The organism is Embleya sp. NPDC050154 (genome assembly GCF_044460165.1).
Classification (GTDB): domain Bacteria; phylum Actinomycetota; class Actinomycetes; order Streptomycetales; family Streptomycetaceae; genus Embleya.
This window is the reverse complement of record NZ_JBITJP010000004.1, coordinates 467,294-493,864: the sequence shown is the minus strand read 5'-3', so window position 1 is coordinate 493,864 and position 26,571 is coordinate 467,294. Positions and strand designations below refer to the sequence as shown.

Genomic DNA, 26,571 nt, shown 5'->3' with positions numbered 1-26,571 from the left:
CCCTCGAACGCCCACTGTCGTGCCGGCCGGTTCGGCCGGAAGAGCGATCACGCGCGCCGTCGGCTATGGTGCCCGTGCTCGGACGGGTCGAAGACCTGTGTCGGACGGGGGAGTTGGTGTGCTCATGAGGCGTGTGGTGTTACTCGCCGTCGGTGTGGCGTCGAGCCTGGCAGTCGCGGGATGCGTTGATTCCGGCGGCGGGAGCCCGAAGGGCCCGGATGGCGGATCCGCCGCAACGGCGGCCGCTTCGGGCGGTGCGGGGCGCCGGTCCACGGCGGCCGCGTTTCCCGGGGAACCACCGGCGGGCGTACGCGGCGCACCGCTCTGGTCGGCGCAACTGACCGGCCGAGGAGCGAGCGCCGCACCCGTCGGCGCGAGCGTCGCCTTGATCACGCCGCACGGGGACGGCGGGGACGGCAGTGGTGTGGAGTTCCGCGACGCGGCGACCGGCGCGAGTCACGCGAGCGTCGAAGTTCCCGGCAAGCCGGTCGCGGGCACCTGGCACGGCCGTCCCGCGCTGGTGAGCGAGAGCGTGAAGAAGACTCCCTCCGACGGGATCTCGCCGGCGAAGACGGCCTGGGTGGTCGACGTCTTCGACGAAAAGGGGCAGCGCATCGCCCACAAGGAATACCCGGGCCAGGACAAGCCCTTCATCGTCGACGGCAGGCGCATCGTCACCGAGCACGGCAGGGGAAGCGACGCCGGGGCCTTGGTGATCAGCGACGCCGGCAGCGACGCTCCCGGCTGGCGGATCCCCTGCCAGGACCGGGTCTGCATGGACGAGAGCGCCACCGTCGCCTCCGGGGTGATCGTCCACCGGCGCCGCGACTCCAAGTCCGTGGACCTGCACAGAGCGGAGACCCTGGCCGGGTTCGATCCCGCCACCGGGGCCACCCTGTGGACGCCGCAGAACCTCGCCCGGCCGGCCGGCGCAGCCGCCACCGTGGATCCCGAACTCGTCGAACAGGACGGCGACAAGCTGGTCATCGCCTGGTACGACTACGGCGCAACGCAGTCCCACGCCATCGCCTACAGTGTCAACAACCCCGTCACCGGCAGGCTGCTGTCGACCGGCCCGACGCTTTCGGGCACGCACAAGTCCGGGCTCTCCAACCCTCAGGGATCCGTCGTCGTGGTCGCGACGACGAACACCACCGCCGCCTGGGAGACCGACACCGGGAAACTGCTGTGGCAGCAGGCCAAGGACGAGGTCCGCCTGGCCCCGGTCACCGTCGTGGGCCCGGTCCTGTACTCCGGCGAGAACCCCTCGATGGCCGTCGACCTCCGCACCAAAGCAGTCCTCCAACGCACCGTCTCGGACATGCCCCTACCGGTGGGCACCGGCCACGCCGTGATCACCCGCAACCCCGGAGTCGCATACGTCTTCGCCACCCGACAAAACTGACCGGTACGCACGGCTGCACACCGAGAGCGGCGGGTGGTCGAGCGCGGCGTCGGCACCCCTGACCGGACGCAGGAGATGATGGCCGGGCAGCGCCACGCGATCCGGATGGACGAAGTCGACAGGCAGCCACGTCATGAGCCGCAGGCCGGCAGCCGACGGGCCGCCGCCCCACACCCGGTTGCACCCCAAGGACAAAGGACGTCTGGCGGACGGTTTCCGCGATGGGGCATCAGCGCGTCGCGAGGCCGCATTCGTAGGCGAATACCACGGCCTGGACGCGGTCGCGGAGGTCGAGCTTGGTGAGTACACGTCCGATGTGGGTCTTGACGGTGGTCTCGCCGAGGTGGAGGGCGGCGGCGATCTCGCGGTTGCTGAGGCCGCGGGCGACCAGGCCGAGGACTTCGCGTTCGCGGTCGGTCAGCAGGTCGAGGCGTTCGCGGCCGACCGGTGGGCTGCTGCCGGTGACGTAGCGGTCGATCAGGCGCCGGGTGACGGAGTGGGAGACGAAGGTGCCGCCGCGCAGTACGCCGCGTATCGCCACGAGCATTTCGTCGGCGGGTGCGTCCTTGACCAGGAAGCCGCTCGCGCCTTCGCGCAGGGCTGCGTACGCGTACTCGTCGAGGTCGAAGGTCGTGATGACCAGGACGCGCACGCCGGGCAGTTCGCGGACGATACGACCGGTGGCCGCGACGCCGTCCAGTACGGGCATGCGCACATCCATGAGCACGAGGTCCGGGCGCAGCGCCGCGGCGAGTTCCACGGCGCGGCCGCCGTCCGCGGCCTCGCCGACGACCGTCAGGTCATCCTGGCTGTCCACCACCATGCGCAGACCGACGCGCATCAGTTCTTGGTCGTCGCAGAGCAGGACGCGTGCCGGGGACGGTTCGCCGGAGCGGATCTCGGCGTCGAGGGGGCCGGTCATCGTGCGACCGCCGCATCCTGGATCGGGGCGTGGTGGAACGCCGAGTCGGGGAGGCGGAGTTCCGCACGGACGCGGTATCCGCCCTCCGGGGTCGTGCCCGCGTACACGGTGCCGTGGAAGAGCGCTGCGCGGGCCCGCATGCCGGCCAGGCCGTGCCCTGCCACCGCGGTATGGGCGGGGCCGCTCACGAGGGTTTCGTGCGTTTCGTCGACACGCTCTGCCGCCCGGGGGCGATGGCCGGCGGTGTTGACGACCTCGACCTGCGCCACCCTTCCGGGGCCCGGGTCACCGAAGTCCACACGGACATGCGCCGACGCGTCCGGGGCCGCGTGCTTGAGGAAGTTGGTCAAGGCCTCCTGGACGATGCGGAAGACCTGTAGGCCGGCGCTGGCCGGGAAGGCGTCCGGGCTGCCGTGCAGCGTCAGCCGTACCGGGCGCTGCTCGGTGCCGGCTTGCTCGACCAGGCCGCGCAGGTCCTGGACGGTGGGCTGGGGCTCGCGCTCGGCCACCACGCGGAGCAGGCGGCGCAGATCGTCCAGGGCGGCGCGGCCGGTCGCCGAGATCGTGTCGAGGGTGCGGCCGACCACCTGCGGTTCCTTGTGCCGGGCCAGCCGGGCGCCTTCGGCGTGCACGACCATCACGCTCACGCTGTGGGCCAGGACGTCGTGCAACTCGTGGGCGATGCGCGCCCGTTCCTCGGCCGCGGCGGCGCGGGCGTGGGCCCGGCGCTCGGACTCGGCGTGCGAGGCGCGCTCCACGACCTCGGCCAGGTAGGCGCGGCGGGCCAAGACGTACTCGGCGAGCATCCACGAGCTGCCGAACATCAGCGCGACCAGCAGCGCGACGTTGGACCAGTTCACGGACTCGTCCAGGTACCAGGTCAGCGCGTACGCGGTGAACCATGCCGCGACCGCGAGGCACATCGCGGCGGCGGCACGCCGATGGCCGCGGACCACCAGCGTGTAGATCGCGACGAACAGTACGGCGTCGCACAGTCGCGGCTCGCCGCGCCATGGGTGGACGGCGTACTGCAGCCACGCCACCGCCACGACCCAGGCGGCGAAGGCGCGCGGGAACCGGCGGCGGACGAGCAGCGGCAGGAGCAGCGCCGCGGTGAACGTGACCTGCACCCACACCGGGCGCCAACCCGGTCCGTGCAGCCGGTCGTTGGGCGAGGCCAGGACGACGATCAGCACGGCGTCGACCGGCCACCGGTGGTGGCGCAGCCACGGAATCAATCGATGGAGGCGGGGCACGCTCCCCAGGCTAGGTTTCGGCCCCGTCCCGGCGCCTCGTACCGGGGAGGGGGATGGCGGCGGCACCTCAGGATGACGGTCCGGTCCGCGAGGAGGACACCGCGGTGTCCTGCGGGACGATCATCCGCGACTCACCGGGGGACGTGCGGCGACGGCCCGCGTTCCTAGCTTTTCGGCATGTTCTTCCGAGAGTTCCTCCGCCACCCTCTCCGTACCGGCGCCGTCGCGGCGAGCTCGCACGGTTTGGCCGACTGCCTCACCGACGGCATCGGGCTCGGCGACGCCTCGCTTGTCGTCGAGTTGGGGCCCGGCACCGGCGCGGTCACCGATGCGCTGCTGGCCCGCATGCGGCCCGGTGCGCACCTCGTCGCGATCGAGGTGAACCCGCACCTTGCCGCCGGCCTTCGGGCCCGGTTGGCCCGACGCGCCGCGCTGGCGGCGGCCGGCGCCGGGGCGGCCCTCCCGGACGCCCGGGTGGACGTGGACGTCGTCGACGGGTCGGCCGCGGACCTGTCGCGGCTGGTCCCGTCCGGCGGGGTGGACGCCGTCGTCTCGGGCCTGCCCTGGGCGGTGATGCCGGTCGGCGTCCGCCGGGAGATCCTCGACGCGGTCACCGGCGCGCTGACACCGGGCGGGTGGATGACGACGTTCGCGTACGGGCACGCCGCCTGGATGCCGACGGCACGCCGCTTCGCCGACGAACTCTCCGATGCCTTCGGCACCGTCGAACGCACCCGGACCGTGTGGCGGAACCTTCCGCCCGCCTTCGTCTACCGGGCCAAGACGGCGTAGGCGGCGTACCTTCCTCCCGCCGCAAGGCGATGTTCGCCGCGCTGCCACCGGGATTCGGCCGGCGCCGTGGGTCGGCGTCTCGCCGCCCGCGTCGACGACCCGGGCGGGCGGGTGTAGCAGGCGCTGTCGCTGCCCTCGTCAAGGACACCGCCGGTGGTGGCCATCCACTGAACATCCCACCCGCCGCAGGAGTGAAGGTCAGCAGTTCGTCGGATGTCTTTCGACAGGCTTGATGTAGCGGTGGCAGGGGACGAGGACGGGGTCCGCGGCGCCGTCCGCCGGATAGGCGAACGGGCCTTCGTCGGTCGAGCCGTTGCGTGCGTAGAACCTGCGGGCCCGGGCGTTGCCGCCCACGACGGCCAACCACGCCCGACACGGGTGCGGCACCCGAGGCACCGATTCCCAGTGATGATCCCAGCGCGACGGCTGCCGACGTCCGGCGTATGCGCATTGATTCCCGACTCCCTGCGATTGTGGGTGCCGTCATCGAAATAACGGACGCCGACGGCGTGTGTCCAGATTGCCGGGGAGCCCGAGCACTCGCCTTGTACGAAGGCGCACTCTCCAAGCAAAGCCGGCCAACGCGTCCGGCAGCCGCCCCGACATTCGGGCGGCCGCACCGCGACGACGGCGAACGACATGAGGGGTTGCCGCTTCGTCCCCACCCGCTGCCTGATCACCCGTGGCGGTTCGCTCTCGGCGTCGGCATGCCGAGCGCGACTGGCCCGCCCGATGCCGCCGCATCGATCTGGCCGATCCTGGATTCCGCACCGGCGACGCTGACGCGGAGTCCCTCGATCTCGCCGCGCCGGCCTTCGCGCTCGGCTTCGGCGATCCGGTCGAGCAGGTTGTCGCGGATCTCCACGAGCCGGCCGCGCTGCGCGGGGTCGGGGCGCAGCGGGGAGCAGCGGACGCAGACGTGTCGGCCGCCCATGGCAGGTCATCGCCCCCGCGCCTGTTCCGCAGAGCGAGTCCCCCAACGATCCCAGCGTCGCCGCCTGCCACAGCGTTGCCGAGTTCGTCACCTGCGCGGAGTCCTACCGTCCCACTGACGGCATCCGGAGCTGGATCCATGACTATGTCCCGGGCTCAGCCTCCGTATTGCTCGGGGGCAGCGCCTTTGAGGAGCACCCGCGGTAGACGAATGAGTCCGATGTGATCAATCGTTGTCGATGAGGTTGAGGCCGTGGTTGAGGTGGGCATGGAATGTGGGCCTGGCGCCGGTCGGACCGCTCAGGACGAATTCGTAGGCGGCGTCGTCGGGGTCGTCGGGGTGCAATCGGTGTCCGTGGACTTCCACTTCGTACCAGCCGGGTGGTACGGAAATGCGCCGATGCCGGGGATGGTCGGGCGTCCACTTCGTGAGGTAGCCCAGGCCGCACAGCAGCAGTTCTCCCGACCGGACGTGCAGAACCCACCCGGCGGATGTCACCTTGGGGTCCTGCCACGGTGAAGGGCTGCGGGCGTGGCGTACGAGCACGGTGTAGAAACCGGGATCGATGTTCTGCGCGGGAATCGCGATGCCGTCCCGTACGACCCGATCGCCCTGCTCACTCGTGCTGAACAACTGCAGCAGATTCCTGCCGACAGGGCTGCCGACACCGAGATCGTCGAGCCCTGTGGCATCCAGCAGCACGAAGCCGAAGAGCTCGGGAAAGCATCCTTCGAACCGCTCGCTGGGAAATGTCATGGCCGCACGGTAACGGGTTGCGCCTGCACGCAGCTTCCCGCGGAGCGGGGTAGCCGCGTTGCGGTTGGCTGTGCGTCCACCTTGCCAACGCGACGTCCGAATGTCGCCAGACTCCCGACTGGAGACCCACGAGCATCGACATGTCCACGAACGCAACACAGAGACGAGCGAACATGACTGCGGTGCTTCAGGGCAAGGTTGCATTCGTGACCGGCGGTAGCAGGGGGATCGGCGAGGCGGTCGCGCTCAGGCTGGCCGAGGACGGAGCCGATGTCGCGCTGACCTATCAGCACAATGCCGAGCGCGCGGCGGACGTGGTGGATCGGATCAAGGCACTGGGCCGCCGGGCCTGGGCGGTACGGTCCGACAGCGCGGACCCGGCGGCGGTGCGCGAGGCGGTGGATCGGGCCGCTGCCGAGTTCGGTCGGCTCGACATACTGGTCAACAACGCGGGCATCGGCGTCCTGGGCCCTGTCGAGGAACTGTCGCAGGCGGACATCGACCGGGTCCTGAACGTCAACGTGCGGGCGCCCTTCGTCGCGTCCCAGGCCGCGATCCGGCACATGGCTGAAGGAGGCCGGATCATCAACATCGGCAGCTGCATGGCCGAACGCTCCGCGTTCTCCGGCGGTTCCCTGTACTCGACGAGCAAGACCGCCCTGATCGGCCTGACGAAATCGTTCGCCCGCGAGTTGGGCCCCAGAGGAATCACCGCCAACCTGATCCACCCCGGGCCCATCGAGACCGACATGAACCCCTCCGACGGCCCGGGCGCCGACACCCAGAAGGACCTCACCGCCCTCGGCCACTACGGACAGCCCTCGGACGTCGCCGCGACCGTCGCCCACCTCGCGGGCGAGGGCGGCCGATACATCACCGGCGCCGCCATCGCCGTGGACGGAGGCTTCGCCGCCTGAACATCGGTGGCCGGCCGCACCACGCCGCCGCCGGCCACCCCCGAACGGCCGCTACGCCGGCCCGCTGATGCTCGACGCGCCGCGCGCACGGCGGACCGGCACGACATCGACCGCTGCTCACCCGATCAGGCAAACGCGCCGCCCCTGCCCCGCCCCCGGCCTCGTGTCTCCACCGGGGGCGTCCGCCCCGGCGGAAGCCCGTCTCGCTGCGGACGCGTGCGCGTTCCCGGGGTCCAGTAGTAGGCCTACAGCCGTCGGCGCCGAGAATGGTCTCGTTGGCTCGCCCAGCCCTCTTGCGCCGAGGGGACGCTGAGCACTTTCGTGCGGTGGGGCGGCATCGGGATCACTCGGCGTTTCCATCCCGGGTCTGCGCAAGCAACCGAACCATGACGTCGTCGGAGCCGTTCTCGGCCTGCCAGGCCAAGTCGTCCGGCACGCGATCGCCGTCGAGGACTTGCCGGGCGAACCGTTCCATCGACTCGGCGCTGGTGCCGCTGCCCGCACCGGTGATCCGGGCGGGGGCAGGGCCGGCGCGGGCCGACGAGGTGGGCGTCGGTGGGTGCGCCGGCTTCCTCGGCTTCGGCGAGGGCCGGTACAGGGAGGCGATCGCGGGGTGCTTTCCCGCGTTCTTCCCGACCTTGATCGGCACGGTGTCCACGTCCCGCTCCGTGGCCGCGGCCCACCGCAGGAACATCTCCGGGAACGGACGCCGCCAACACCGCGCGTCACGTGCTCGCCCCACCGTCGCCGTCCCCCGAACCGGCGAAACACCGGTGGGCAACGAGGACTTCGATGCGGATCGCCCCAGTCCGTTGACTGTCCGCATCTTCCGGAACCGGCGGACGAACACTGGTACCCGAAGGTCGAAGCGACGGTCGACGAGAGCAACTGCGTCGCCGGCGCTCGAACCGTTGCGCCCGAGGCGAAGAGGAGGTTCGGTTCGCCCGCCCGTTGTTATCAAACGGGTCGACCCGTAAGGTAAGGCCATGAGTTCCTCTTCCTCCCCCAAGGGGCGTCCCAGGGATCCCCGTTCGCACGCGGCGATCATCGGCGCGACCGGGGCTCTGGTGGTCGAGGTCGGCTACGCGGCGACCTCGATCGGGGCCGTGGCAGCACGTGCCGGGGTCGGCAAGGACAGCATTTATCGGCGGTGGTCGGGGAAGGCGGAACTGGTCTTCGAGGCCGTGTTCACCACCACCGACGACGCCCCGATCCCGAACACCGGCACACTCACCGGGGACCTGACCGAGCTGCTCGAATCCCTGATCGACGAGTTCCGCACACCGGCCGGCAGCGCGGCGCTGCCGGGGCTGCTCGCCGACTTCGCCGCCGATCCGGTCCTGAGAACACGTATCCGCACGGATTTCCTGGCTCCGTCCAAGGACCGACTGGCGGTCGTCTTCGACCGGGCCGCGCAGCGCGGCGAGATCGCCACCGACAAGCCGGTCGACCTGGTCCTGGACACGTTGGCCGGAGCGGTGTTCTTCCATGTCGCGCTGGTCGGCGAATCCCCGACGCCCCGGCTGGCCGGCCAACTGGCCGCGATGATCTCGCGCGGCATTGAGATCCGATGAACACCCGCCCCACACCGGAGGTTTCCGTGTCAAGCACCGCCATCATCACCCCCACGACCGCGGCCGGCCGCCGTTGGCCGCTGTGGACCGCCGCCGCCCTTGCCGCGGGCATCACCGGACTTCACCTGTTCGGCACCTCCGAATTCGTCGACCCCCTACTCGGCGCCGACGACCTCGACGACTCCGTCATCCAGCTCTTCCGCGTGCTGTGGCACCTGTGCTCACTGCTGCTCGCCGCCCTCGCGGTCGCCCTGGCCTGGGCCGCACGCGCCGAACGAACGGCCGCACGGCCGGTTCTGGCTCTCGCCTGGTTCATCGCCGCCGCGTTCACCTGCGTGTTCTTCACCGTCAATGTGGCAGCCTTCGGCGGCGCGGTGTTCACCCTGCCCCAGTGGACTTTGTTCGTACCGCTGCTCGTACTCATACCGCTGTCCCGCTGACCGGGCCGCCGGAACGGCACACGTCGCCGGGGGCGCATCAAGCACGACCCCACAGGCAAGGATCCACAGCGGCAACCTGCCGGACCCCGGGGCGAGTCGGGCGAGTCGGGCCAGCGGAGCGAGGAACATGTGGACGTACGCACGCCCGGCGGACCGCCTTTCACCGCCTCGCCCGCTGCTCCGAGCAGCGCACCGCAGTCGTCGACGTCTTCTTCGACCACCCACGCCGCGACTCCATCATCACCGTCCGACGTCTGATCCGCCGGGCGTGGACCACTCACCGCCGGCGCACCCGGCCCCAAGGCGCCGGCACTCCCCCGGGCGGCCGGCCTGCGCACGGCGGACACCGGGGCGCGCCGTGCGGGAATACGGTCAGCGGCATGCCGGCACCGCGACCTCACAGCCGAAGGTCACCGCCGGCCGGCCGGCCGTCCGGCGCCACCGCCACGCTGCTCACCGTCATGGGAAACACCGACTCCCCCTCGGCGCCGACGACCTCGACGACTTCGTCATCCAGCTCTTCCGCGTGCTGTGGCACCCGTGCTCACTGCTGCTCGCCGCCCTCGCGGTCGCCCTGGCCTGGGCCGCACGCGCCGAACGAACGGCCGCACAACCGGGATGCCGGATCGCCGGTGGGCCGCGGGTCTCGCCTGTGCATCTTGCCGGGACGAACTCGCGGCCGGGGAGCGGGGCTTCGCCGGGCCCTCCGCGGTGCTGACCGGCGGGGCGGCCGGAATCGGGTTGGCGACCGCTGCATGCTGGTCGCGCGGTGCGCGGATGGCCGGCGTTGTCGGCATGTCGGCGTTCGCTGCGGACCTGACCGATGCCGCGTCGGTCGTCGAGACCCGGGGTGGTGCGTCCGCGCTGCCGGGTGGGCATCGACGTCTTGGTGAACAACGCGGGGTCGACCGCCATCGGGACGAGCGCTGGAGTCGACACCCCCGTGGTCGACGCTCACGCGATCCGGCGCTCGTCGTCCCCGGCCGGTCGTCGGACCGCGCCCCCTTCCCGGAGATACGGCGTGTGACCGAGTTCCGGACGCCACCGGGCGCCGGCGTGGCGGGTGAGGGCCTGAGTGAGCTCGTCGTACTCCTGTTCGGTCAACGGGCCCAGGATGCACAGGGGGATGCGGCCCACCGTGCCGGAAGCAGCCTTGTCGGGGTAGAACCAGCCCGCGGGACGTAGGGGAGTGCCACCGGCGTCATCGACGAAGTGGACGTACAGTCCGCGATAGGCGTACGGCACGGGGGCGACGACGACCTCCGTGGTGACCGTCTCGACCTGGTCCCAGGTGACGGTGCGGCGGAAGCCGTCGGTGGTGACGATGCCCTGGGGGCCGACGTGGAGGGACCAGGGCGCCCTGTTCGGGAGCGCGTGCCGGTGTCGTCCGTTCGCGCGCACCCCCATCTGCAGAAGGATGAGGCTGATGAATAGCCAGATTGCGGCCAGGATCCCCACCGCGTTCGGGATCAACCAGATGTAGGAGTCTTCGCCGTCGTCGAAGCCGCCCGTGACGCTCACGCCGAAGAAGGAGGCCACCGCGACCGCCAAGGTGATCACGACACGAAGCACGGCGGACTGGGAGGTGTCAAACCTCGAAGGTGCGTAGTCGGTGATCGGTTCCCGGCCGGTCCAGGAGATGTCGAAGGCGCCGTCGTGAGCCGGCGGGCGTTGTGTGTGCGGTGGGGTCGTTTTCGGGGATCGTGGGGCAGTGACGGTGGTCGCGGCGGACGTGCCGGGGGCGGCGGAGGCGGTGCCGAGTCGGCCGAGGCGTTCGTGGACCTCTTCCGCGCTCTGGGGGCGCCGGTCGGGTTCGCGTTCCAGGAGTGCGGCGACCAGTTCCGTCAGGGCGGGTGGCAGGCCGGGGCGGAGGGTGTCCAGGTGTGGGGCGTCCTCGGTGAGCTTGCGTTGCATGATCGCGAAGCTGGTGTGGCCGGTGAACGGTGGTCGGCCGGCGAGCAGGGCGAACAGCACGCTGCCGAGGGCGTACAGGTCGGAGCGGGCGTCGCCGCGTTCGGCGAGGAACTGCTCGGGCGCGCCGTACTGCGGGGTGCCGGCGGGGGCGAGTTGGGAGGAGGCCGCGAGGGTGAAGGCGGCCTGGAGAAAGCCGGCGATGCCGAAGTCGACGACCTTCGCGGCGCCGTCGGGGGTGATCATCACGTTGTGCGGCTTGATGTCGTAGTGGACGACGCCGGCCCGGTGCGCGGCGGCCAGTGCCGCGCAGATCTCGCGCGCGATGGCGAGCGCGCGGTCCGTATCCACGGGTTCCCCGTCGCGCATGTGCGCGGCGAGGTCGGCTCCCTCGACGCGTTCCATCACCAGGAACCACAGGTCCTCGTGGATCCCCCGGTCGTACAGGGCGACCACGTTCGGATGGTTGATCTGCGCGGCGGCCACCGCCTCGCGTTCGAACCGGCGCGGCAGGTCCGCGTGCACCGCCTCGTCCAGGACCAGCATCTTGACCGCCACGTCCCGGTGCAGCACCCGGTCCCGCGCCGCCCACACCTCACCCATCCCGCCGCGGCCGAGCCGTTTCAGCAACTCGTAACGCCCCGCGACCAGTTCCCCGCGTTCCACCCGTCACCCCCGATGACAAAGGCCACACCGACTCGTAGGGTACGGCTCACCGCCCGGCCGCAAGGAGACCTCGGGCCCCGCGATACCGGCCTCTTCCTCCCCCGCGCAAAACAGTCGGACCCGACCGCGGAAGCGGCGGCCGCCGCCTGGGACGCGGCGGCAAACACCGGCGCGACCGAGCCGCCCAACAGCGGCGCGGTGTCGACAGCCGCGATCGCGATCGCACGACGAATACGCGTGGATCTCTCCTTCGGTAGGAACACCGAGTTCGTGCCTTGCCTTGTCCTTCTCGCCTACGAACGCGGAACGGCATCCGCCCTGAAATCCGAGGGCTGGGCCCCGAGGCGACCGAATTCACCCGCTTGTCACCGCGAGTACCTTGTTGCGGGTCACCGCGTGTTCCGAACACGTTGCCGCGAATCGTCAGGGGCGCGGGACGGGAGGCTTCATGCCTCGCGCCTGGGTAAAGCCTCTTCGGTCGCACCGATCGCGACAACAACTTTCGGGCGTGACCGAATATCACCGGCCGCCGGGCTGCGGCGGCGGGTAAACCGACAATGGGGGGCACATGTTACGTATTCACTTCACGGCTCGGGATCTGACGGGGGTGGCGTTCGCTCACCACCGCGCGCTTCCGATCAGCGAGGCGGTGATGAGTCTGCAAGTCCTGCGCCGGGGCTCCGTCCCGCTCTTCCGTGCCTGGCGGAGTCACGTGCTGGAACGGCTGCCTCCTCGCGCGTCGTTGCTCGGGTCGTTGGTCCCGGCTGTCGGCTGGGTACCGGACTTCCTCACCCCCAGCGCGCCGGCGTTCCCCGGCACGGGGGTCTTCGAGGCGATACGGGCCACGCCACGCGAGCGCCTCGCAACCGATGTACAACGCCTGTCATCGCACCGCCGCCCGCCCGCGTGGGTGCGGCAACTGGCCGACGGAGACCGAGACACCCTGGACACGGTGGCCGACACCCTGGCGGCCTATCACGACATCGCCGTAACGCCCTTCGCCGACCGCATGCGCGCCGTCTTGGACGCCGACCGAGCCCGGCGTATCGACATCATGGCACGCGCCGGGATCGGCGCTTTGCTGGCCGGACTGCATCCGCACGCGCACTGGCGCGAACCGGTACTGGAGCTTCCCGGCCTCCCCGGAGAGGGTGACGTCGACTTCCATCTGGAGGGTCGCGGGCTCCTCCTGTGCGGGCACGTCTTCTGCGGCCCACGCCCTCGGGCACTACTCAACGACGTCGACACCCCCGTACTGATCTACCCGCCGCTCCGGGATCCACGGACGAACGACCTCGTCCGCGAACCGGCTCCTGCGCACGCAGCGAAGAGCCTGGCGACGCTCCTGGGCCGCACACGAGCGGCCGTCCTGCAGGCGCTCGCAGACCCGGGCGGTCACACCACCACACAATTGGCCCGACACCTGGGAATCTCCAACGCGTCGGCCTCCCAACACGCCGCCGCGCTCCGGGCCACCGGCCTGGTCACCAGCCTCCGCCAAGCCAACACGGTTCTGCACACCACCACCGCCCTGGGAACCAGCCTCCTGTCGGCCCCGCAGAACTCGTCCGCGTGAACCGACTCGTCGACGGCGCGGGTTGTGGGATGCGCGGGTCCTCGATCTCAGGTCTTCCGGACGACATCAGGCTCCCGGCGCGGCAGCTTCCAAACACAGTCCGGGGAACCTCCGTTGAGCGGACGGAAGGGATCTCCAAGCACGGCCCGGCCCTTCCCAGCGGCTTCAGTCGCTGGGCGCCGCCGCGAGTTCGCGCTCCACCGGCTCGTCGGAGCCGGGAGACGCCGAGTACTACGCGTGGTGGCGGCCGAGGCAGTCGTCACCTGGGCGGCCGGCGTCATCCTCGGCACCCGCCGTCGGCGCCTTGACCTTGGTGCCCCTGAACATCAGCGTCCTGGGCGCATCGCTCCCGGCCCGGGTCGCCCGCCGTATCGTTTGCCGTGGCCGGTGGCGCCCTGGCACTGACCCTCCCCTCGCGACTCTCCTGCCTGCGGTAGCACTGCCGCGTGGCAACCCCGGCGCGCCCGAAACGGCCACGGACCAGCATCCGGGCGGTTGCCGGTCGCCCGGTCGCCGATCGGCGGCAGACGGCAGACCGCAGACGGCAGACGGCAGACAGGAGGCAACAGGCAGGCCGATCGTTTCCGACACGAAGCGACACGGTAACGACGCGCGTACGGCGCCGGGTGTCACGCCGGGGTCCGGCGGGGCCGGGATCGCCGGGCAGAGCGTGTGATGCTCCGGGCGTCGGCCGGTGGTCAGCACGTCGTGCGACGCGGCGCCGACCGCCGACCGCCGATCGGAATCGATCGGCCGCGTTCCCCGCACCGGCTACGTGCGGATCCGCGTGACCACCGCGTGCGGACACGCACCAGGCTACGTGCGTCTACCTGGTCATTCGGGCGGTTTGGGCGCGGGTGGGGATGCGTGTTTCGCGGGTGGTGTTGACGGCGGCGTCGCTGCTCCCCGGACCGATCGCGGGAGGTGGTGCGGCCGACAGGTTCTTGTCCACCGCCCGCATGCCGATGGCGGCAACGTGGTGGGCGGGCGTCGGGGACGAAAAGGTCGCGCTCTTCGCGCCCGGTGCCGGGGCCCCCGGTTCGACCCTGTTGACTTCGGCCGGTGCGTTCGAAACGCGGCCCGCCACCGGGGCGCCGTCGGCATGCCGGGCACCTGTCTTCGCCCTCGCTCCGACTACGGGCACCGGACGACCACCCGCGGTCCTGTCGGGCAACTCCCCGGACTGTGCCACGGATTGCCCCTGCCCACGTGGGGCGTACATCCGTGCCACGCCGCCGGCGACGCCCTCCGCGCGTGCGGGCAGGTAGTCGTCGCGCCGGGCGACGAACACCTCGGTCGTCTTGTCGAGGAATTCGGCGGTCGCCTCGATCATCCACCGCGCAACCCAGGTTTCCGCGGCCAGTTGCGGCTCAGAGGCGCGCTCACGGACTCGCCAGGACGGATCGCGAGACATGCACTCGGCCTCGACGTACATCTCGATGGCGTACCGGAGCGGGCGGACGTCCTTCGCATGTTCGGGCCGCCTGGCCGCGCCTACGGCCACCTCCAACAGCTGCCAGGCCATGGGATGGGCGCCCGCGTCGTCCATGGGCACTTGGTCGGCGATTCCCCGCGCTCCCCGGGCGAGTTGATCAGCGAGGACCACTGCGGGCGGGTCGGATTCCAGCGTGGGTACATCGGCGCGGTCCGGGACGGTGGACACGTGGTCCGGCAGGAACCTGAGGATATCGACCACGCTCGCCGGACGGCCCGAGGCGACCTCGACACCCGCGGCACGCTCCGCGGCGGCCCCCACCTGCTTCGCGAGTTCCTGGTGGACCACCGACAGAAGTCGTCTGCTTCTTCGTCGGGTTTCTTCGAAGTAGGCGGTCGGCCCGTGCACGCCGTTGTCCAACGACCTTGCCATCGCTATCTCGCCGAGAACGGACATATACCCTTGAAGAGCGTGGCCGAGTTCCTCCGCCAACGACTGCGCGTGGTCGTCCTCTGTCACGGGCGTCCCTTGACGAACGGCGATAGGGAGTAGGCAAGTTACCAGTCGGCCGGCGGGCGTGAAAAGTGGCCGGGACATCGCGCGCGATGCCGGCCCGACGCGGACGGAGCGGATTCCGCACCACGGCGGACCCCGATTTCCGGTGGCCCGATCGCGGGACGACATCGCTCCCGTGACGGCACGCCACGCGCCGCCGGTCGCCGCCCCGGCAGGGTACGGGCAGCGGGACCGTCGGGCGTGCTCAGGCGTTTCCCAGCGGATGGAAACGAACTGTGTCGTCTCGTTTGGTGGTTTCACGAGTTCGCCGTCGGCGGTCGGGGTGGGGTGAGGGTTGGGGTTGGGGGTGGGGGCGGGGGCGGGCCGCCATCGGTGATTCGGCGGCGCAGCACTGCCCTGGGGTCGGTGCCGCGGTGTCACCCCCTCGGGGGTCGGGACCGATATAGATCGCGAGCCTCGCCATGTTCGTCCCACCGGACGCAACGCCGCCGGCCCAGACCGGAGAGCTTCGCCACCGGACACCGTCACCGACCACCACGCAACCACCCCCACCCGGGGCCCCGCGCCGGTGCGCCGCCGCGGCCCTGCCCGCCCGGGAGTGCCGGGTCTCCGACGCCCGCCGATTCGCCCGCGCCCTCCTGGCCTCCTGGGGTGTGACCGGAGACGACCTGGACTCCGCCGTCCTGATCGTCGGCGAACCGGCCGCCAACGCCGCCCGGCACGGCCGCGCCGACATGGCGATCATCCTGGTCCTGACCGACCGTGTCCTGAGCGTCGGGGTCGTCGACTCCGGCGAGCCGAACGAGCGCCCTCCCCCCATGCGCCGACGGCGAACCCGGTCGAGGCCTGGCCATCGTGGAACACCTCGCCGAAAGCGTCGACATCCGAGAGGAACCGCGCCACCACACCACACACGTCACCCTGCGCCTCGTGTGATTCGGATACGCGTCGAGCCGACCCCGCCCGACACGAGGAAGCGGGCGTCGTGCGGTGTCCACCAGGGTTTCGGCCCTGTCGTCTTCCTCGAACCAGGCATCCGTCGCCGACGACACCGGCTGGGTCGGCGGGCCGCACTCGCCGAAGCAGACGGATCGTCCGGCGCCCTCCGGGTCGGGCAACGTACGTCGTCGCTCTCGTCCACGACGGGAGAGGCAACGCGTCGGGGACGGGTGCGTCGTTCGGGGCTCCGACGAACGTCCGTGTTCGGATGGTCATGGAGGCGAACTGTTGGGACCGGCAACTTCGCACACCAGCCCCGACTTTGAACCGGTCCTGCGGTCAGCCCGCCGTCCACGGGTGGAGTTTGTCGGGGTTGCGCACCGCCCAGATGCGCGTGATCCGGTCGTCCGCGACGTCGAACGCGTACACCGCCACGATGACGCCCTCGTGCTCGATCACCAGTCCGGCTCGACCGTTGACCGTGCGCTCCAGGACCATCAGGCCGCCGGATGCCCGGACGGCGAGGTCCGCGAGGTACCGCGCGATCCCCTCGCCGCCCTCGATCGGGTGGAGTGCGGCGGCGACCACGCCGCCCCCGTCCACCGTGAAGGTGGCGCCGGGGGCGAGGAGGCCGACGAGGGCATTGATGTCCTGTGCGTCCCACGCCCGCTTGAAGTCCGCGACGAGGCCCGCCTGGTGGGCCGCCGGAACCTCGGGGGGCCGGGAGGTTCGTACACGGCGCCGGGCGGAGGAGGCCAGTTCGCGGCACGCCGCCGGGGTACGGCCGGTGATCACGGCGATCTCGGCGAACGAGAAGCCGAAGACGTCGTGCAGGATGAACGCGACCCGCTGGGCCGGGGTCATGGATTCGAGGACGACGAGAAACGCCATGCTCACCGACTCGTCGAGCGTGACCCGGTCGGCCGGGTCCGCGGGGTCGGTCGCGGCGGTACCCGGGCGCCCGCTGATCCAGTCGGTCCGCTCGGGCAGCGGCTCCGGGATCCATTCGCCCACGTAGCGCTCGCGCCGCACACGTGCCGAGCCGAGGAGGTCCAGGCACACGCGGGTGGCGACCGTCGTCAGCCAGGCGCCGGGCGAGTCGATGGCGTCCTGCCGCTGTCGGGACATGGCGTACCAACGGGTGTAGGTCTCCTGGACCGCGTCCTCGGCCTCGGCCAGGGAACCGAGGAGCCGGTAGGCGAGACCGATCAGCCGCCGCCGCTCGCTGATGATCGCGCCCAAGCCCGCGTCCGACTCGTCGTGCCGTGATGCCGCGTGATCGGTCATGGTTTCGATGGCTCCCCAAGTTCGGATCGTCCCTCACCGGTCCGACGAGAGAGCACGTCCGATTGTCAGGTCCACGACTCCCCCTGACGTTCCGCGGGGCCGCGTCGTCGTACTGCTCACAGACACCACCGGCCCGGAGAGCCCGGGCAGGACACCTCGGGAGACAGCGATGACCAGGATCGGAATACTCATCGGCAGCACCCGCCCCGGCCGCAAGGGCGACCAGGTCGCCCGGTGGGTCCACGAGCGGGCGACCCGCCGCGGCGACGCCGAATTCGAGGTGATCGACCTGCTCGACCACCCGCTGCCGCACCTGGACGAGCCGCTGCCCGCGCTCGCCGGGCGCTATCGGCACGGGCACACCCGGGCATGGGCGGACACCATCGCCCGCTTCGACGGATTCGTCATGGTCACCCCGGAGTACAACGCCTCCATCCCCGGCGTCCTCAAGAACGCCATCGACTACCTGTACGCGGAGTGGACCCACAAGGCCGTCGGGTTCGTCTCCTACGGCGGTGGGGGCGGCACCCGCGCGGCCCGGCAGCTGCGGACACTGTGCGAGCTGCTCCACATGGGTGCCGTGACCCCGCAGGTCTCGCTGTCCCTGCACACCGACTTCGAGGACCACGCGACACTCGCCCCGGGCGCCCACCACGTCAGCGCCCTGGACACACTGCTGGACCACGTCGTCGCCCACAGCACGGAAGGACGGACAGCCACACCCACACAGCGCGAGACGGACGAAGCCGCCATCCGCCACCACATCGGCCGGATCGTCGACGCGATCCGGGCCAAGAACCTCGAGGGCCTGAGGCGGCTCTACTCCGCGGACGTCGTGTCCTTCGACATCGATCCGCCGCTCCAGCACGTGGGGATCGACGCGAAACTCAAGAACTGGGCGAACGTGTTCACGTTCTTCCGGGAGGTGACCTACGAGCTGCGCCACCTGATGCCCACAGTGGGCGAAGACGTGGCGTTCACGCACGCCTTCGGTCGCCTCAGCGGCACACTGCCCGACGGGACGGCAATGGGCGGCATGTGGGTCCGGGTCACCTTCTGCTTCCGGAAGATCGACGGCGATTGGCTGATCACGCACGACCAGGTCTCCGTGCCGCTGGACATGCCGGGCGGCAGGGGGGTCGTCGACCTCGAACCGTGACGCCCGGGCGGGCCCGTCGACTCCCGGGCTGGACCGCGGGCAACCGCGCGAGTGGCCAACAGGGCCGGGGCCTCGAGTTGCGGATCGGTGTGCTCATTCCCCCACGGTCGAGCGCCTGACGACCAGGGTTGGTGCGATCACAGCGGTGGGCTCGTCGGCGGACCCTCCGATCGCACGCTCCACCAGGCGCACGGACTCCCGCCCAAGTCGTCGCAGGTCGACGCGCAGCGTCGTCAGCGGCGGGTCCACCAGGTCTGCGACGTCCAGGCCGTCGAAGCCGACGATCGCGCAGTCTTCGGGTATGTGAAGCCCTGCGGCCATCACGGCACGGGCGGCTCCGATGCCGGTGATGTCGTTGTACGTCATGATCGCGGTGATGTCCGGGTGCTCGGCCAGGAGTCTGCGGGCGCCTTCGGCCCCGGCTTCCACGGTCGATTCCGCGGCTGTCCCGAGGGCGATATCGAACTCGGCGTCCACCAGGTCGAGGAGGGTCGCGGCGCGTGGACTCGGCTCGCCCGGTGCGGACTGCTTGCGCACGTCAAGGAACCCGATCCTCGAATGGCCTGTCTTGCGCAGGTGTCCCAGTGCCAAGCGCATCCCGTGGCGGAAATCGACGTCTACGCGGGCGAATCGCGGGCCGGTGATCCTGTAGTCCTCTCCACCGAACAGGACGAACGGCATATGGCATTGCTCGGCCCGCACCAACGACTCCCGGTGCTCCAGGTACCCGACGAACGCGTCGGCCTGCCGCTGGATCGCCGCCAGAGCCGAGCGCTCGCCCTCGACCGTCGACCGGGTGTGGTGCACGACCACTGTCCACCCGAGTTCGGCTGCGGAATCCACCACACTGTCGGCGACTTGGGGAAAGTACGGGTTCCGTAGATGGGGAACCAGTAGCCCGAGGGTGATGCCGGCGCCCGACACCATGCCGCGCGCGAACCTGTTGGGGCGGTAGCCCAGCCGTTGCGCGGCGTCGAGGACCCGCGCGCGCGTTTCGGGGTCGATCTCGCCCTTGTCGTTGATCGCGCGCGAAACCGTCTGTCGGGAGACGCTCGCAGCGCGTGCGACGTCCTCGATGGTGACGCGCGAACCGCCGGACTTCCAGCCGTGGTTCTGCATGTGGCCGTCCCCTCGCCCGACCATTGCCGCGCATCGCCGAATCCGAATCGTGTGCGCGATTCTAGCCGTTTGCCGTGTCCGCCCTTCGTGCGCTGTCCGCGGCGCCCCGGCATCCGCGCTCCGCGGACGAAGTGGTGGAGCAGTCTCGAGGGTTGACAGTGAAAACCGGGTGCATGGAGACTCGTGAACGTTCACGTGACCGTTCACGTGAACGTTCACGGACCGCCCGGCAGCTCTCGACGGAGGTCCAGCTTGGTCGCGTCTGCCGCCGTGCCGCCGACGCGTCAGCCTGGCCTGCGGGTCGGTATGCGTCGTCGGGATTCTCTAAGGAGATCTATGCGCAGCAGTGTCATCGTGCCCGTGTTCCAATCCCGGAACGTGCTGGCTCTCTTCCTGGAGTCGATGCGGCAGACGGTCGAGCCGGATACCCAGTTAATCGTTGTCAACGACGGCTCCGGTACGGAAGTAGGCGAGCAGATCGAGGAGTTCGGCCGGGCGATCAAGGCGGAGCGGGCCCATGCGATCACAGTGACGACGCTCCACAACGAGAACCCGCGCGGTTGCGGACAGGCCTTGAACCAAGGCCTTGCCCTCGCGGAGGGCGATCACATCTTCTTCGTCGACTCGGATCTGATCCTGGAACCGGGTTGGCAGTCCGGAATGCTGCGGACGCTGAGCGACAACCCCGACGCGGGCATGACCGCGGGCGTGCTGCTGTACCCGCAGACCGGCGGCGTGCAGCACTGCGGCATCTCGTTCGGAGAGACCCTCGGCAGACACCTCTACCTCAACGCCAGGCCTGCCGCTCTGCCGCAGGACCCGTACACCGTCCCGATGGCCGCATTCGCGCTCTTCGCCATGACCCGGCAAGTCCGGGACGAGGTGGGCCTGCTGGACGAGCGCTACTTCAACGGCTATGAGGACTTCGACTACCAGATGCGGGCGCGGCGGCTCGGCTACCGCACGATGATCGACCCGAGGGTCACCTCGTACCACTGGGAGCGGCGCAACGGGGTGCACCGCGACGGAAATCGGAAGAACAACCTCGCGCGGTTCTGGAAGTCCTGGGGCGCGCAGATCGACAACGACATCACCCCTCGGCTCCTCGCCGGCCTCGCGGACCGTACCGTGGACGTGCGCGACCGCCTGTTACTCGACCTCGCGGAAACGCGCACGGACGCCGACGACTTCTGGCGAGCGCTTGCCGACGCATCGGGGATCGACCGGCACGACATCCTGGACTACTCGACGCGCGTCGACGGCGGGAGCCCCATCCTGCTTCCGCAAATGCTGCCGAGAGAACTCCTGACCGAGCCGCGGCCGATGCTGATCCTGGTCGAGAACTTCGTGCGGTTGCTGGACAACGGCATGTGGTTGACCCAGCGCCTGGAGACGCAGTCGGCGGACGTCGTCGTCGACCTGTACGGCAACGTGCAGAGTCTGGCGGACTTGACCGCCGGCTGCTGGCCGGGAGCGAGGGTTCGGTGACGGCCACGCCAGGAGGCCCCGCTTCGCATACGCGCAGTCTCGCGTGGCTCGCCGAGGTCGAGAATGTTGTGCCGGCCGGGTGCAGCACGCTGGCCAAGACACCGCACCGACTGCTGCCGGGGCGCGGTGCGATCGCAGCGGCGTACGCGAAGGATGCCGAGTTCACGGATGTCGACGGCCGCACCTGGCTGGACTGCGAGATGGCCATGGGCACGGTGACATGGGGGCACCGGCGTCCCGAGGTCGAGGAAGCCGTGATCACGCAACTGCGTCGCGGTACCTCGTTTTCCGTCGCTGATCCGCTCGAACTGACCTTGGCGCAAAGGCTCCTGGCCCGGCTCGGGGTGTTCGAGTCGGTCAAATTCGCCAAGAGTGGTGCCGACGCGGTGAGCGGCGCGGTGCGCATGGCCCGAGCGGCGACCGGACGAGACCTCGTGGTTGCGACGGAGTACCACGGTTGGCACGACTGGGCCGCGTCGGCGCATTATGCCCAGGGCCCCGGGGAACTCGGCATCCCCCGCTCCGTGGCGGCGCTGACCCTGGTCGGCAGACCAGGTGACATCGAGCGCGTGGTCGACCTGGTGCGCGGATCCCAGGGCCTCCCCGCAGCCGTGGTCTTGTGTCCGAACCGCTGGTCTGCGGGCGATCTGCGGACCATTGCCGAGGAAGCCCGGTCCCGGGGCGTTGTGGTGGTCTTCGACGAGGTCACCTGCGGAATGCGCATGGGCCCTCGGGGCGCGTGCGGCGAAGCCGATGTCTGGCCGGATCTGTTGTGCATATCCAAGGGCATGGCCAACGGCCTGCCGCTCGCTGCCGTCCTCGGCGACCGCCACCTGGTCATGCGTGCCGCGGAAGTCCGCATGAGCAACGCCCATTCCAGCGAGTCGCTCGCGTTCGCGGCCGCCCTGGCCTGTGAGGACCTGCTGGAACAGGCGCCGGAATGGCCGTCGTGGCGGGCCCGGGCCACCACGATGATGGCCGACTGGCGCTCCCGCATCGCCGAACTGGGACTGGTCGGCAGAGTCGAAGTCCGCGGCGACTACTCCAGCTTCTCGCTCGGTACCCCCGGGGCGTCGGACTTCTGGACAGACCCGGTCCGCTCGCACCTGATGACCGCGCTCGCCGACCAACAGATCTTCACCAAGGGCTACTTCGTCTTCTCGGACCGACACACACCAGCGCATTTCGACGACGTGGAGCGGTCCGTCGTCGCGGCGCTGGCCACCTACCGGCAATACGACGGAACGGAGCACTGCTGATGCGGGCACTTGTCTACGCGGGCAAAGGACGGATGGACCTCGTCGATGTCGAGGAACCGCGTCTGACCGCTTCCCACCAAGCCAAGGTGCGGATCGCCATGACCGGCATTTGCGGCACCGACCACAAAATCCTCGCGGGCAAGCTCGATGTCGCGGACGTGGGCACCGTGCTCGGCCACGAAGGAGTGGGCACTGTGGTCGAAGTGGGCGACGCTGTGACCCACCTGAAAGTCGGCGACCGCGTCGTCGTCAATCCCACGCAGTCCTGCGGGACATGCCGCAACTGCCGGCTGGGCGCCTACTGCTACTGCTTCAACTTCGACGACCACCAGGTGGGCTTCACGCTTGCGGGCACGTTCGCCGAGTACTACGTCGGCAGTGCGCAGTACCTGTACCCGATACCCGAAGGCATGAGTTGGCGGGTGGCAAGCCTGATCGAACCGCTGGGATGTTCGCTGAACAGCGTCCTCAAGTCGAACCTGCGCCCGCACGAATCCGCGTTGGTGATCGGGTCCGGCGCGATCGGGCTGCTGTGCCAGACGATCACCCGCAGGCTGTGCCGGCTCACCGTGGCCACGGAACCCAACGCGTTCCGCCGCGACTTCGCCGCCGGCGTCGCCAACCACGCGCTCCATCCCGCCGACCTCACCCCGGAGACGGTTGCGGAGCTTACCGGCGGCAGGAAGTTCGACGTGGTGATCGACGCGGTCGGCAACCAACTGGCCACGGCGCTGGAGGTCGTCGCAAAGGGCGGCCGGGTGGTGCCGATGGGCTATGACGACACCTACCGCGTCGAGGTGGCACCCACGCGGCTCATCGACGACGGGCTGAGCATCGTCGCAGCCGTCCCCGTGCACGACGCGATCGGCCCGGCGTTGGACTTCGCCGCGGATACTCCGGCCTTGGCGGACATGGTGACCACCGAGGTCGGCATGCCCGACTTCCGCCAGGCCTTCGAAGCCACCATGGGCGTCGACCTCGCCACCGGGCGGGCGGTCGAGGTGAAGGCCGTCAAGGCCGTGATCCGGTCGTGATCCGCCGGGGTTTCGTCGGGGACCTCGACCGCAATGCGCGGTACTGCATCTACACAGAGCCGTTCTGGGCAATCTTCGGTACGGCCGCGCTGTACTACGCGACTCTGTACATGGAGAGCGTCGGCCTGAGCACCGTCGCCATCGGCGCCATTCTCTCTGCCAACCTGTACGTCGCGTTCATGTTCCAGCTCGTCGCAGGCGCCCTGACCGACCGGATGGGGCGACGCCGGGCCACCTTCTGGTTCGACGTCACCTCCTGGGTCGTCCCGATGTTCGTCTGGGCGTTCAGCCACAACACCTGGATGTTCCTCGTCGGCTACCTGCTCAACGCCTCCTCCAAGATCGTCAACGTGTCGTTCTGGCTCCTGGCAACGGAGGACAGCCGGGAGGAGGACCGGCCGCGTATCTTCGCGGCCATCAAAGTGGTGATCATGTTCGCGGGGCTGCTGGTTCCCGTCGTCGGGCTCTTCATGGACCGGTACGGCACAGTGCCGACGCTGCGAGTCCTGTTCTTCGTCGGCGGACTTGCCATGCTCCTGCACAACTTGCTCCGCCATCGGTACACCGTCGAGACGCGGGCCGGCTCCGAGGCGATGGAACGGCACGCGGACACCAGGCTGCTGCGCAGCGTGCTCGACGGGGGGAAGCTGCTGCGGGCGGCGGGCCGACACGCCGCGCTGCGCCGTCTGATCCTGATGTACGTGTCGAGTTTCGTCGCCTTTCAACTCAACATCTTCCTGGCCGTGTACCTTTCCAAGAACTTGGGGTACGGACACCTCGTAGTCGGCGCGGTCCCGGCTGTGGGGGCGCTTGCCGCGCTGTTCTGCTACACCGTCGTCATGCCGCGGGCGTCCGGGAGGATCCCGGCAGCCGCAATGGTGCGTTGGTCACTCGTCACCAGCTGCGCCGGCTGGGCGCTGTTCCTGCTGCTGGGCCGGGGCGAGATCGTGCTGCTGTGCGTGTGCGCCGTGCTTACCTCGGCAGGACCCTTCCTGGTCGAGTCCTACCGGGATGCCATCGTCGTGAGCTGCGTCCACACGGGCGAACGCGCCGCGTTCTTCGCCGCGGTGCAAACGTTCACCGCCGTGGTGTCCATCCCGACCGGCTACCTCGCAGCGGTCGTCTTCGACGTGCGGCCGCTGCTGCTGTTCGCAGCGATCGCTGCGCTCTACGCCTTCGCCGCAGCGTGTTCATTCGGCCGATCCGCGTCGTACCGGACGGACATCCGGCTCGTTCCCCGCAGCGATTCCTCGGACACGGTGGGGACTTCATGAGTAGGCGACGCAAGGCGCTGGTACTTGATTTCGACGGCCTGGTCGCCGACACGGAAGTACTGTGGCTCGCGGTACTGCGCCGGCTCTACCGGACGTACTTCCAGGAATTGCCGTACGCCTCCGTCGTCGAGTCCGTCGGCGGAACGCTGCACGACTTCGATCCGTTCACGGACCTGTCCGCCCGGTGCGGGAGCGTGGACGCGAGCGAGTTGGAAGAGCAGGCGGAATGCCTTTTCAGAGCGTGGATGGCATACGAGGCGCCGCTGCCCGGTGTGCGGCGTCTGATCGCCGAGGCACAGTTGCGCGCCGTGCCGCTCGCCATCGCGTCCAGTTCCCGCGAGGCATCCGTGGTCCCCTACCTGGACCAGTTCGGGCTGCGCGATGCATTTTCCGTGGTGGTCACCGCGGACGATGTCGTACGTGTCAAGCCGGCACCGGATCTGTACCTCCTCGCTGCGCGGCGGCTCGGGACGGAACCCGAGCACATCGTGGCCTTCGAAGATTCCGGGCGTGGGGTGCGGGCGGCCAAGGCCGCCGGCGCCCTGTGTGTCGCGGTGCCGCACGTGCTGACCCGTTCGCACGACTTCGACGCCGCGGACATCCGGCTCGACTCGCTGGCACTGTGCGATCTGGAGGACCTGTTGAGCCACGACCCCAGTGAGGTGCGCCGATGAATCCCGAGGCCGTCCGGCTGCCAGGGCTGCCGTTTCCGTTGACTGCCGGCGGCCCGGACGGAGCGCGGTGGAGGACGGTTCCGGACGGCACACTCGAAATCGTCGCCGCCGAAAAGAGCGACTTGTTCATCGACCCGACCGCCGGGCCCGGGCAACCGCCCTCTGCCCTGACCAGGCTCACCGGAGCCGTCGCCGGGCCGTTCCAGCTGAGCGCCCGTGTTCGCGTCGATTTCCAGCACACCTTCGACGCCGGCGTACTGGTGGTGTGGGCCGACGAGACGACCTGGCTGAAGCTGTGCTTCGAGTTCTCGCCCGCGGGCCGGGGAAGCGTCGTCTCGGTCGTGACACGCGGGGCGTCCGACGACGCGAACTCCTGGGACGTAGCAGGGGATGCCGTATACCTGCGCGTTTCCCGTATGACCCACGCGTTCGCCCTGCACAGCTCTGCCGACGGCCGGACGTGGCACCTGGTACGCGTATGCAGCCTGGGAACACCGATCGACATGCCGGTCGAGGTCGGATTCCTCGCGCAGTCACCGAACGGCCCCGGATGCCGGACGACCTTTGCGGACGTGACGTTCGCACCCGACGAGGCGGCCGATATCAGGGACAACAGCTGACCCTGTCGGCGCCACCCCAACCGCCTCGACCATCCGCCGCAGGGCCGGGTGCGCCGCTGATACCGCTCGGTCAGCCCTTCGACCTGCTCGACGAACGTCGTCTTCACACAGTCCGGGTTCTCGCCGTACAACCGACGCACCGACAACTCGGCAACAAGCCCTCCACCTCGATGACACACATCACCAGCCTGCCCCCGACGACCGTGCCACGTCATCGGAGTCCCAACCGGCCGTCAGGGGGCGGGGGTCCGTCGTGGTGTCGCACCAGTCGGCGAACCGGACGAAGTTGTCCTCGAGCGCACCGATCCCCGCGTTCATCCAGTCCCACGGGCCGCGCAGGTTCTGGTGATCCATGTTGCCGTCGCCGACCAGGGCGCGCACCCGACGGGGGAACGTCTGGGCGTAGAGCTGGATCGCCAACGTTCCGTAGGAGTACGGTCGGGCGTCGACGGGCGAACCCCTGGATGTCTCCCACCAGGGTGCCGACGTCGCGCTTGTCGAGAAAGTCTGCCGCGCGGCGCCCGCTGTCTGCCGCCTGGGTGACGAGGCTGCGAGCCGGGGAGTCGCCGGGGGCGTTCTTCGCCATCCCGGCCAGGTCGTCCACTGGATGGGCGCCAC

At 69.9% G+C, this 26,571-nt stretch carries 26 protein-coding genes and 2 pseudogenes; 16 read left to right on the top strand and 12 right to left on the bottom strand.

The features are described from left to right. Positions 1-385: 385 nt before the first annotated feature. Positions 386-1,405, top strand: coding sequence for a PQQ-binding-like beta-propeller repeat protein (locus tag ACIBSV_RS11520; protein WP_395861675.1), 1,020 nt, complete (start codon positions 386-388; stop codon positions 1,403-1,405). Positions 1,406-1,634: 229 nt separating this feature from the next. Here ACIBSV_RS11520 and ACIBSV_RS11515 read toward each other — a convergent pair whose 3' ends face one another. Both ACIBSV_RS11515 and ACIBSV_RS11510 read right to left on the bottom strand, forming a co-directional pair. Next, entirely contained in the window at positions 1,635-2,327 is a 693-nt protein-coding gene (locus ACIBSV_RS11515) for a response regulator (protein WP_395861673.1), read from the bottom strand. Further along, positions 2,324-3,583, bottom strand: coding sequence for a sensor histidine kinase (locus ACIBSV_RS11510; RefSeq protein ID WP_395861671.1), 1,260 nt, complete (start codon positions 3,581-3,583; stop codon positions 2,324-2,326). Before ACIBSV_RS11510 ends, ACIBSV_RS11515 begins: the two co-directional genes overlap by 4 nt. A 177-nt stretch (positions 3,584-3,760) precedes the next feature. Here ACIBSV_RS11510 and ACIBSV_RS11505 point away from each other — a divergent pair, with 177 nt between their 5' ends. After that, the gene (locus ACIBSV_RS11505; protein WP_395861669.1) at positions 3,761-4,375 is read left to right on the top strand and encodes a class I SAM-dependent methyltransferase; all 615 of its coding nucleotides are present in this window, start codon (positions 3,761-3,763) and stop codon (positions 4,373-4,375) included. A 198-nt stretch (positions 4,376-4,573) separates the two neighbouring features. Here ACIBSV_RS11505 and ACIBSV_RS11500 read toward each other — a convergent pair. From ACIBSV_RS11500 to ACIBSV_RS11490, 3 genes and pseudogenes are all read right to left on the bottom strand, one after another. Further along, positions 4,574-4,747, bottom strand: a pseudogene (locus ACIBSV_RS11500) (GNAT family N-acetyltransferase); the annotation flags it as partial. A gap of 304 nt (positions 4,748-5,051) precedes the next feature. Further along, a complete protein-coding gene (locus ACIBSV_RS11495) occupies positions 5,052-5,309 on the bottom strand; it encodes a hypothetical protein (protein WP_395861668.1) in 258 nt (85 codons plus the stop codon). Positions 5,310-5,534: 225 nt separating this feature from the next. Next, the gene (locus tag ACIBSV_RS11490) at positions 5,535-6,065 is read right to left on the bottom strand and encodes a hypothetical protein (protein WP_395861666.1); all 531 of its coding nucleotides are present in this window, start codon (positions 6,063-6,065) and stop codon (positions 5,535-5,537) included. Positions 6,066-6,238: 173 nt separating this feature from the next. On the opposite strand from ACIBSV_RS11490, the gene ACIBSV_RS11485 reads away from it, so the two are divergent. Further along, positions 6,239-6,982 (top strand): SDR family NAD(P)-dependent oxidoreductase, encoded by a 744-nt coding sequence (locus ACIBSV_RS11485; RefSeq protein WP_395861664.1) that lies wholly within the window; start codon positions 6,239-6,241, stop codon positions 6,980-6,982. A gap of 343 nt (positions 6,983-7,325) precedes the next feature. Here the strand turns inward: ACIBSV_RS11485 and ACIBSV_RS11480 are convergent, their stop codons facing one another. Beyond that, a complete protein-coding gene (locus ACIBSV_RS11480; RefSeq protein ID WP_395861662.1) occupies positions 7,326-7,640 on the bottom strand; it encodes a hypothetical protein in 315 nt (104 codons plus the stop codon). 328 nt (positions 7,641-7,968) lie between these two features. Here ACIBSV_RS11480 and ACIBSV_RS11475 point away from each other — a divergent pair, with 328 nt between their 5' ends. The 3 genes and pseudogenes from ACIBSV_RS11475 to ACIBSV_RS11465 form a co-directional block, all read left to right on the top strand. Next, on the top strand, positions 7,969-8,556 hold the full coding sequence (locus ACIBSV_RS11475) for a TetR/AcrR family transcriptional regulator (RefSeq protein ID WP_395861661.1): 588 nt from the start codon (positions 7,969-7,971) through the stop codon (positions 8,554-8,556). Between the two features lie 26 nt (positions 8,557-8,582). Further along, complete coding sequence (locus ACIBSV_RS11470; RefSeq protein ID WP_395861659.1) at positions 8,583-8,996, top strand: hypothetical protein; 414 nt, start codon at positions 8,583-8,585, stop codon at positions 8,994-8,996. Between the two features lie 134 nt (positions 8,997-9,130). Beyond that, positions 9,131-9,295: pseudogene (locus tag ACIBSV_RS11465) on the top strand (IS5/IS1182 family transposase); the annotation flags it as partial. A 98-nt stretch (positions 9,296-9,393) separates the two neighbouring features. Here the strand turns inward: ACIBSV_RS11465 and ACIBSV_RS11460 are convergent. Next, complete coding sequence (locus tag ACIBSV_RS11460; protein ID WP_395861856.1) at positions 9,394-9,534, bottom strand: hypothetical protein; 141 nt, start codon at positions 9,532-9,534, stop codon at positions 9,394-9,396. Between the two features lie 416 nt (positions 9,535-9,950). Beyond that, positions 9,951-11,573, bottom strand: coding sequence for a protein kinase (locus tag ACIBSV_RS11455; protein ID WP_395861658.1), 1,623 nt, complete (start codon positions 11,571-11,573; stop codon positions 9,951-9,953). 652 nt (positions 11,574-12,225) lie between these two features. Here ACIBSV_RS11455 and ACIBSV_RS11450 point away from each other — a divergent pair. Then, positions 12,226-13,149 carry an ArsR/SmtB family transcription factor gene (locus ACIBSV_RS11450; protein ID WP_395861656.1) on the top strand — a complete coding sequence of 308 codons (924 nt, stop codon included), beginning with the start codon at positions 12,226-12,228 and terminating at the stop codon, positions 13,147-13,149. A 24-nt stretch (positions 13,150-13,173) separates the two neighbouring features. Continuing rightward, positions 13,174-13,554, top strand: a complete 381-nt coding sequence (locus tag ACIBSV_RS11445) for an FtsX-like permease family protein (RefSeq protein WP_395861654.1) — start codon at positions 13,174-13,176, stop codon at positions 13,552-13,554. Between the two features lie 421 nt (positions 13,555-13,975). Here the strand turns inward: ACIBSV_RS11445 and ACIBSV_RS11440 are convergent, their stop codons facing one another. Continuing rightward, the gene (locus ACIBSV_RS11440; protein ID WP_395861652.1) at positions 13,976-15,181 is read right to left on the bottom strand and encodes a hypothetical protein; all 1,206 of its coding nucleotides are present in this window, start codon (positions 15,179-15,181) and stop codon (positions 13,976-13,978) included. Between the two features lie 380 nt (positions 15,182-15,561). On the opposite strand from ACIBSV_RS11440, the gene ACIBSV_RS11435 reads away from it, so the two are divergent. After that, a complete protein-coding gene (locus ACIBSV_RS11435; protein ID WP_395861650.1) occupies positions 15,562-16,365 on the top strand; it encodes an ATP-binding protein in 804 nt (267 codons plus the stop codon). A gap of 13 nt (positions 16,366-16,378) precedes the next feature. Here ACIBSV_RS11435 and sigJ read toward each other — a convergent pair whose 3' ends face one another. Next, complete coding sequence (sigJ, locus tag ACIBSV_RS11430) at positions 16,379-17,326, bottom strand: RNA polymerase sigma factor SigJ (RefSeq protein ID WP_395861648.1); 948 nt, start codon at positions 17,324-17,326, stop codon at positions 16,379-16,381. A 169-nt stretch (positions 17,327-17,495) separates the two neighbouring features. On the opposite strand from sigJ, the gene ACIBSV_RS11425 reads away from it, so the two are divergent. Continuing rightward, positions 17,496-18,485, top strand: a complete 990-nt coding sequence (locus ACIBSV_RS11425; protein WP_395861647.1) for an NAD(P)H-dependent oxidoreductase — start codon at positions 17,496-17,498, stop codon at positions 18,483-18,485. Between the two features lie 93 nt (positions 18,486-18,578). On the opposite strand, the gene ACIBSV_RS11420 is transcribed toward ACIBSV_RS11425, so the two are convergent. After that, the gene (locus ACIBSV_RS11420; protein ID WP_395861645.1) at positions 18,579-19,823 is read right to left on the bottom strand and encodes a LacI family DNA-binding transcriptional regulator; all 1,245 of its coding nucleotides are present in this window, start codon (positions 19,821-19,823) and stop codon (positions 18,579-18,581) included. 117 nt (positions 19,824-19,940) lie between these two features. Between ACIBSV_RS11420 and ACIBSV_RS11415 the strand changes: the two genes are divergently transcribed. The 6 genes from ACIBSV_RS11415 to ACIBSV_RS11390 are packed head-to-tail and all read left to right on the top strand — an operon-like array spanning position 19,941 to position 25,953. Next, the gene (locus tag ACIBSV_RS11415) at positions 19,941-21,092 is read left to right on the top strand and encodes a glycosyltransferase family 2 protein (protein WP_395861643.1); all 1,152 of its coding nucleotides are present in this window, start codon (positions 19,941-19,943) and stop codon (positions 21,090-21,092) included. Continuing rightward, positions 21,089-22,351 (top strand): aminotransferase class III-fold pyridoxal phosphate-dependent enzyme, encoded by a 1,263-nt coding sequence (locus tag ACIBSV_RS11410; RefSeq protein ID WP_395861641.1) that lies wholly within the window; start codon positions 21,089-21,091, stop codon positions 22,349-22,351. The genes ACIBSV_RS11415 and ACIBSV_RS11410 overlap by 4 nt, the downstream gene beginning before the upstream one ends. Further along, the gene (locus ACIBSV_RS11405; protein ID WP_395861639.1) at positions 22,351-23,385 is read left to right on the top strand and encodes a zinc-binding dehydrogenase; all 1,035 of its coding nucleotides are present in this window, start codon (positions 22,351-22,353) and stop codon (positions 23,383-23,385) included. Before ACIBSV_RS11410 ends, ACIBSV_RS11405 begins: the two co-directional genes overlap by 1 nt. Beyond that, on the top strand, positions 23,382-24,659 hold the full coding sequence (locus ACIBSV_RS11400; RefSeq protein WP_395861638.1) for an MFS transporter: 1,278 nt from the start codon (positions 23,382-23,384) through the stop codon (positions 24,657-24,659). Before ACIBSV_RS11405 ends, ACIBSV_RS11400 begins: the two co-directional genes overlap by 4 nt. Continuing rightward, on the top strand, positions 24,656-25,333 hold the full coding sequence (locus tag ACIBSV_RS11395; protein WP_395861636.1) for an HAD family hydrolase: 678 nt from the start codon (positions 24,656-24,658) through the stop codon (positions 25,331-25,333). The genes ACIBSV_RS11400 and ACIBSV_RS11395 overlap by 4 nt, the downstream gene beginning before the upstream one ends. Beyond that, positions 25,330-25,953 carry a DUF1349 domain-containing protein gene (locus ACIBSV_RS11390; RefSeq protein WP_395861634.1) on the top strand — a complete coding sequence of 208 codons (624 nt, stop codon included), beginning with the start codon at positions 25,330-25,332 and terminating at the stop codon, positions 25,951-25,953. The genes ACIBSV_RS11395 and ACIBSV_RS11390 overlap by 4 nt, the downstream gene beginning before the upstream one ends. 180 nt (positions 25,954-26,133) lie before the next feature. On the opposite strand, the gene ACIBSV_RS11385 is transcribed toward ACIBSV_RS11390, so the two are convergent. After that, on the bottom strand, positions 26,134-26,373 hold the full coding sequence (locus ACIBSV_RS11385; RefSeq protein ID WP_395861632.1) for a hypothetical protein: 240 nt from the start codon (positions 26,371-26,373) through the stop codon (positions 26,134-26,136). Positions 26,374-26,571 lie beyond the last annotated feature (198 nt).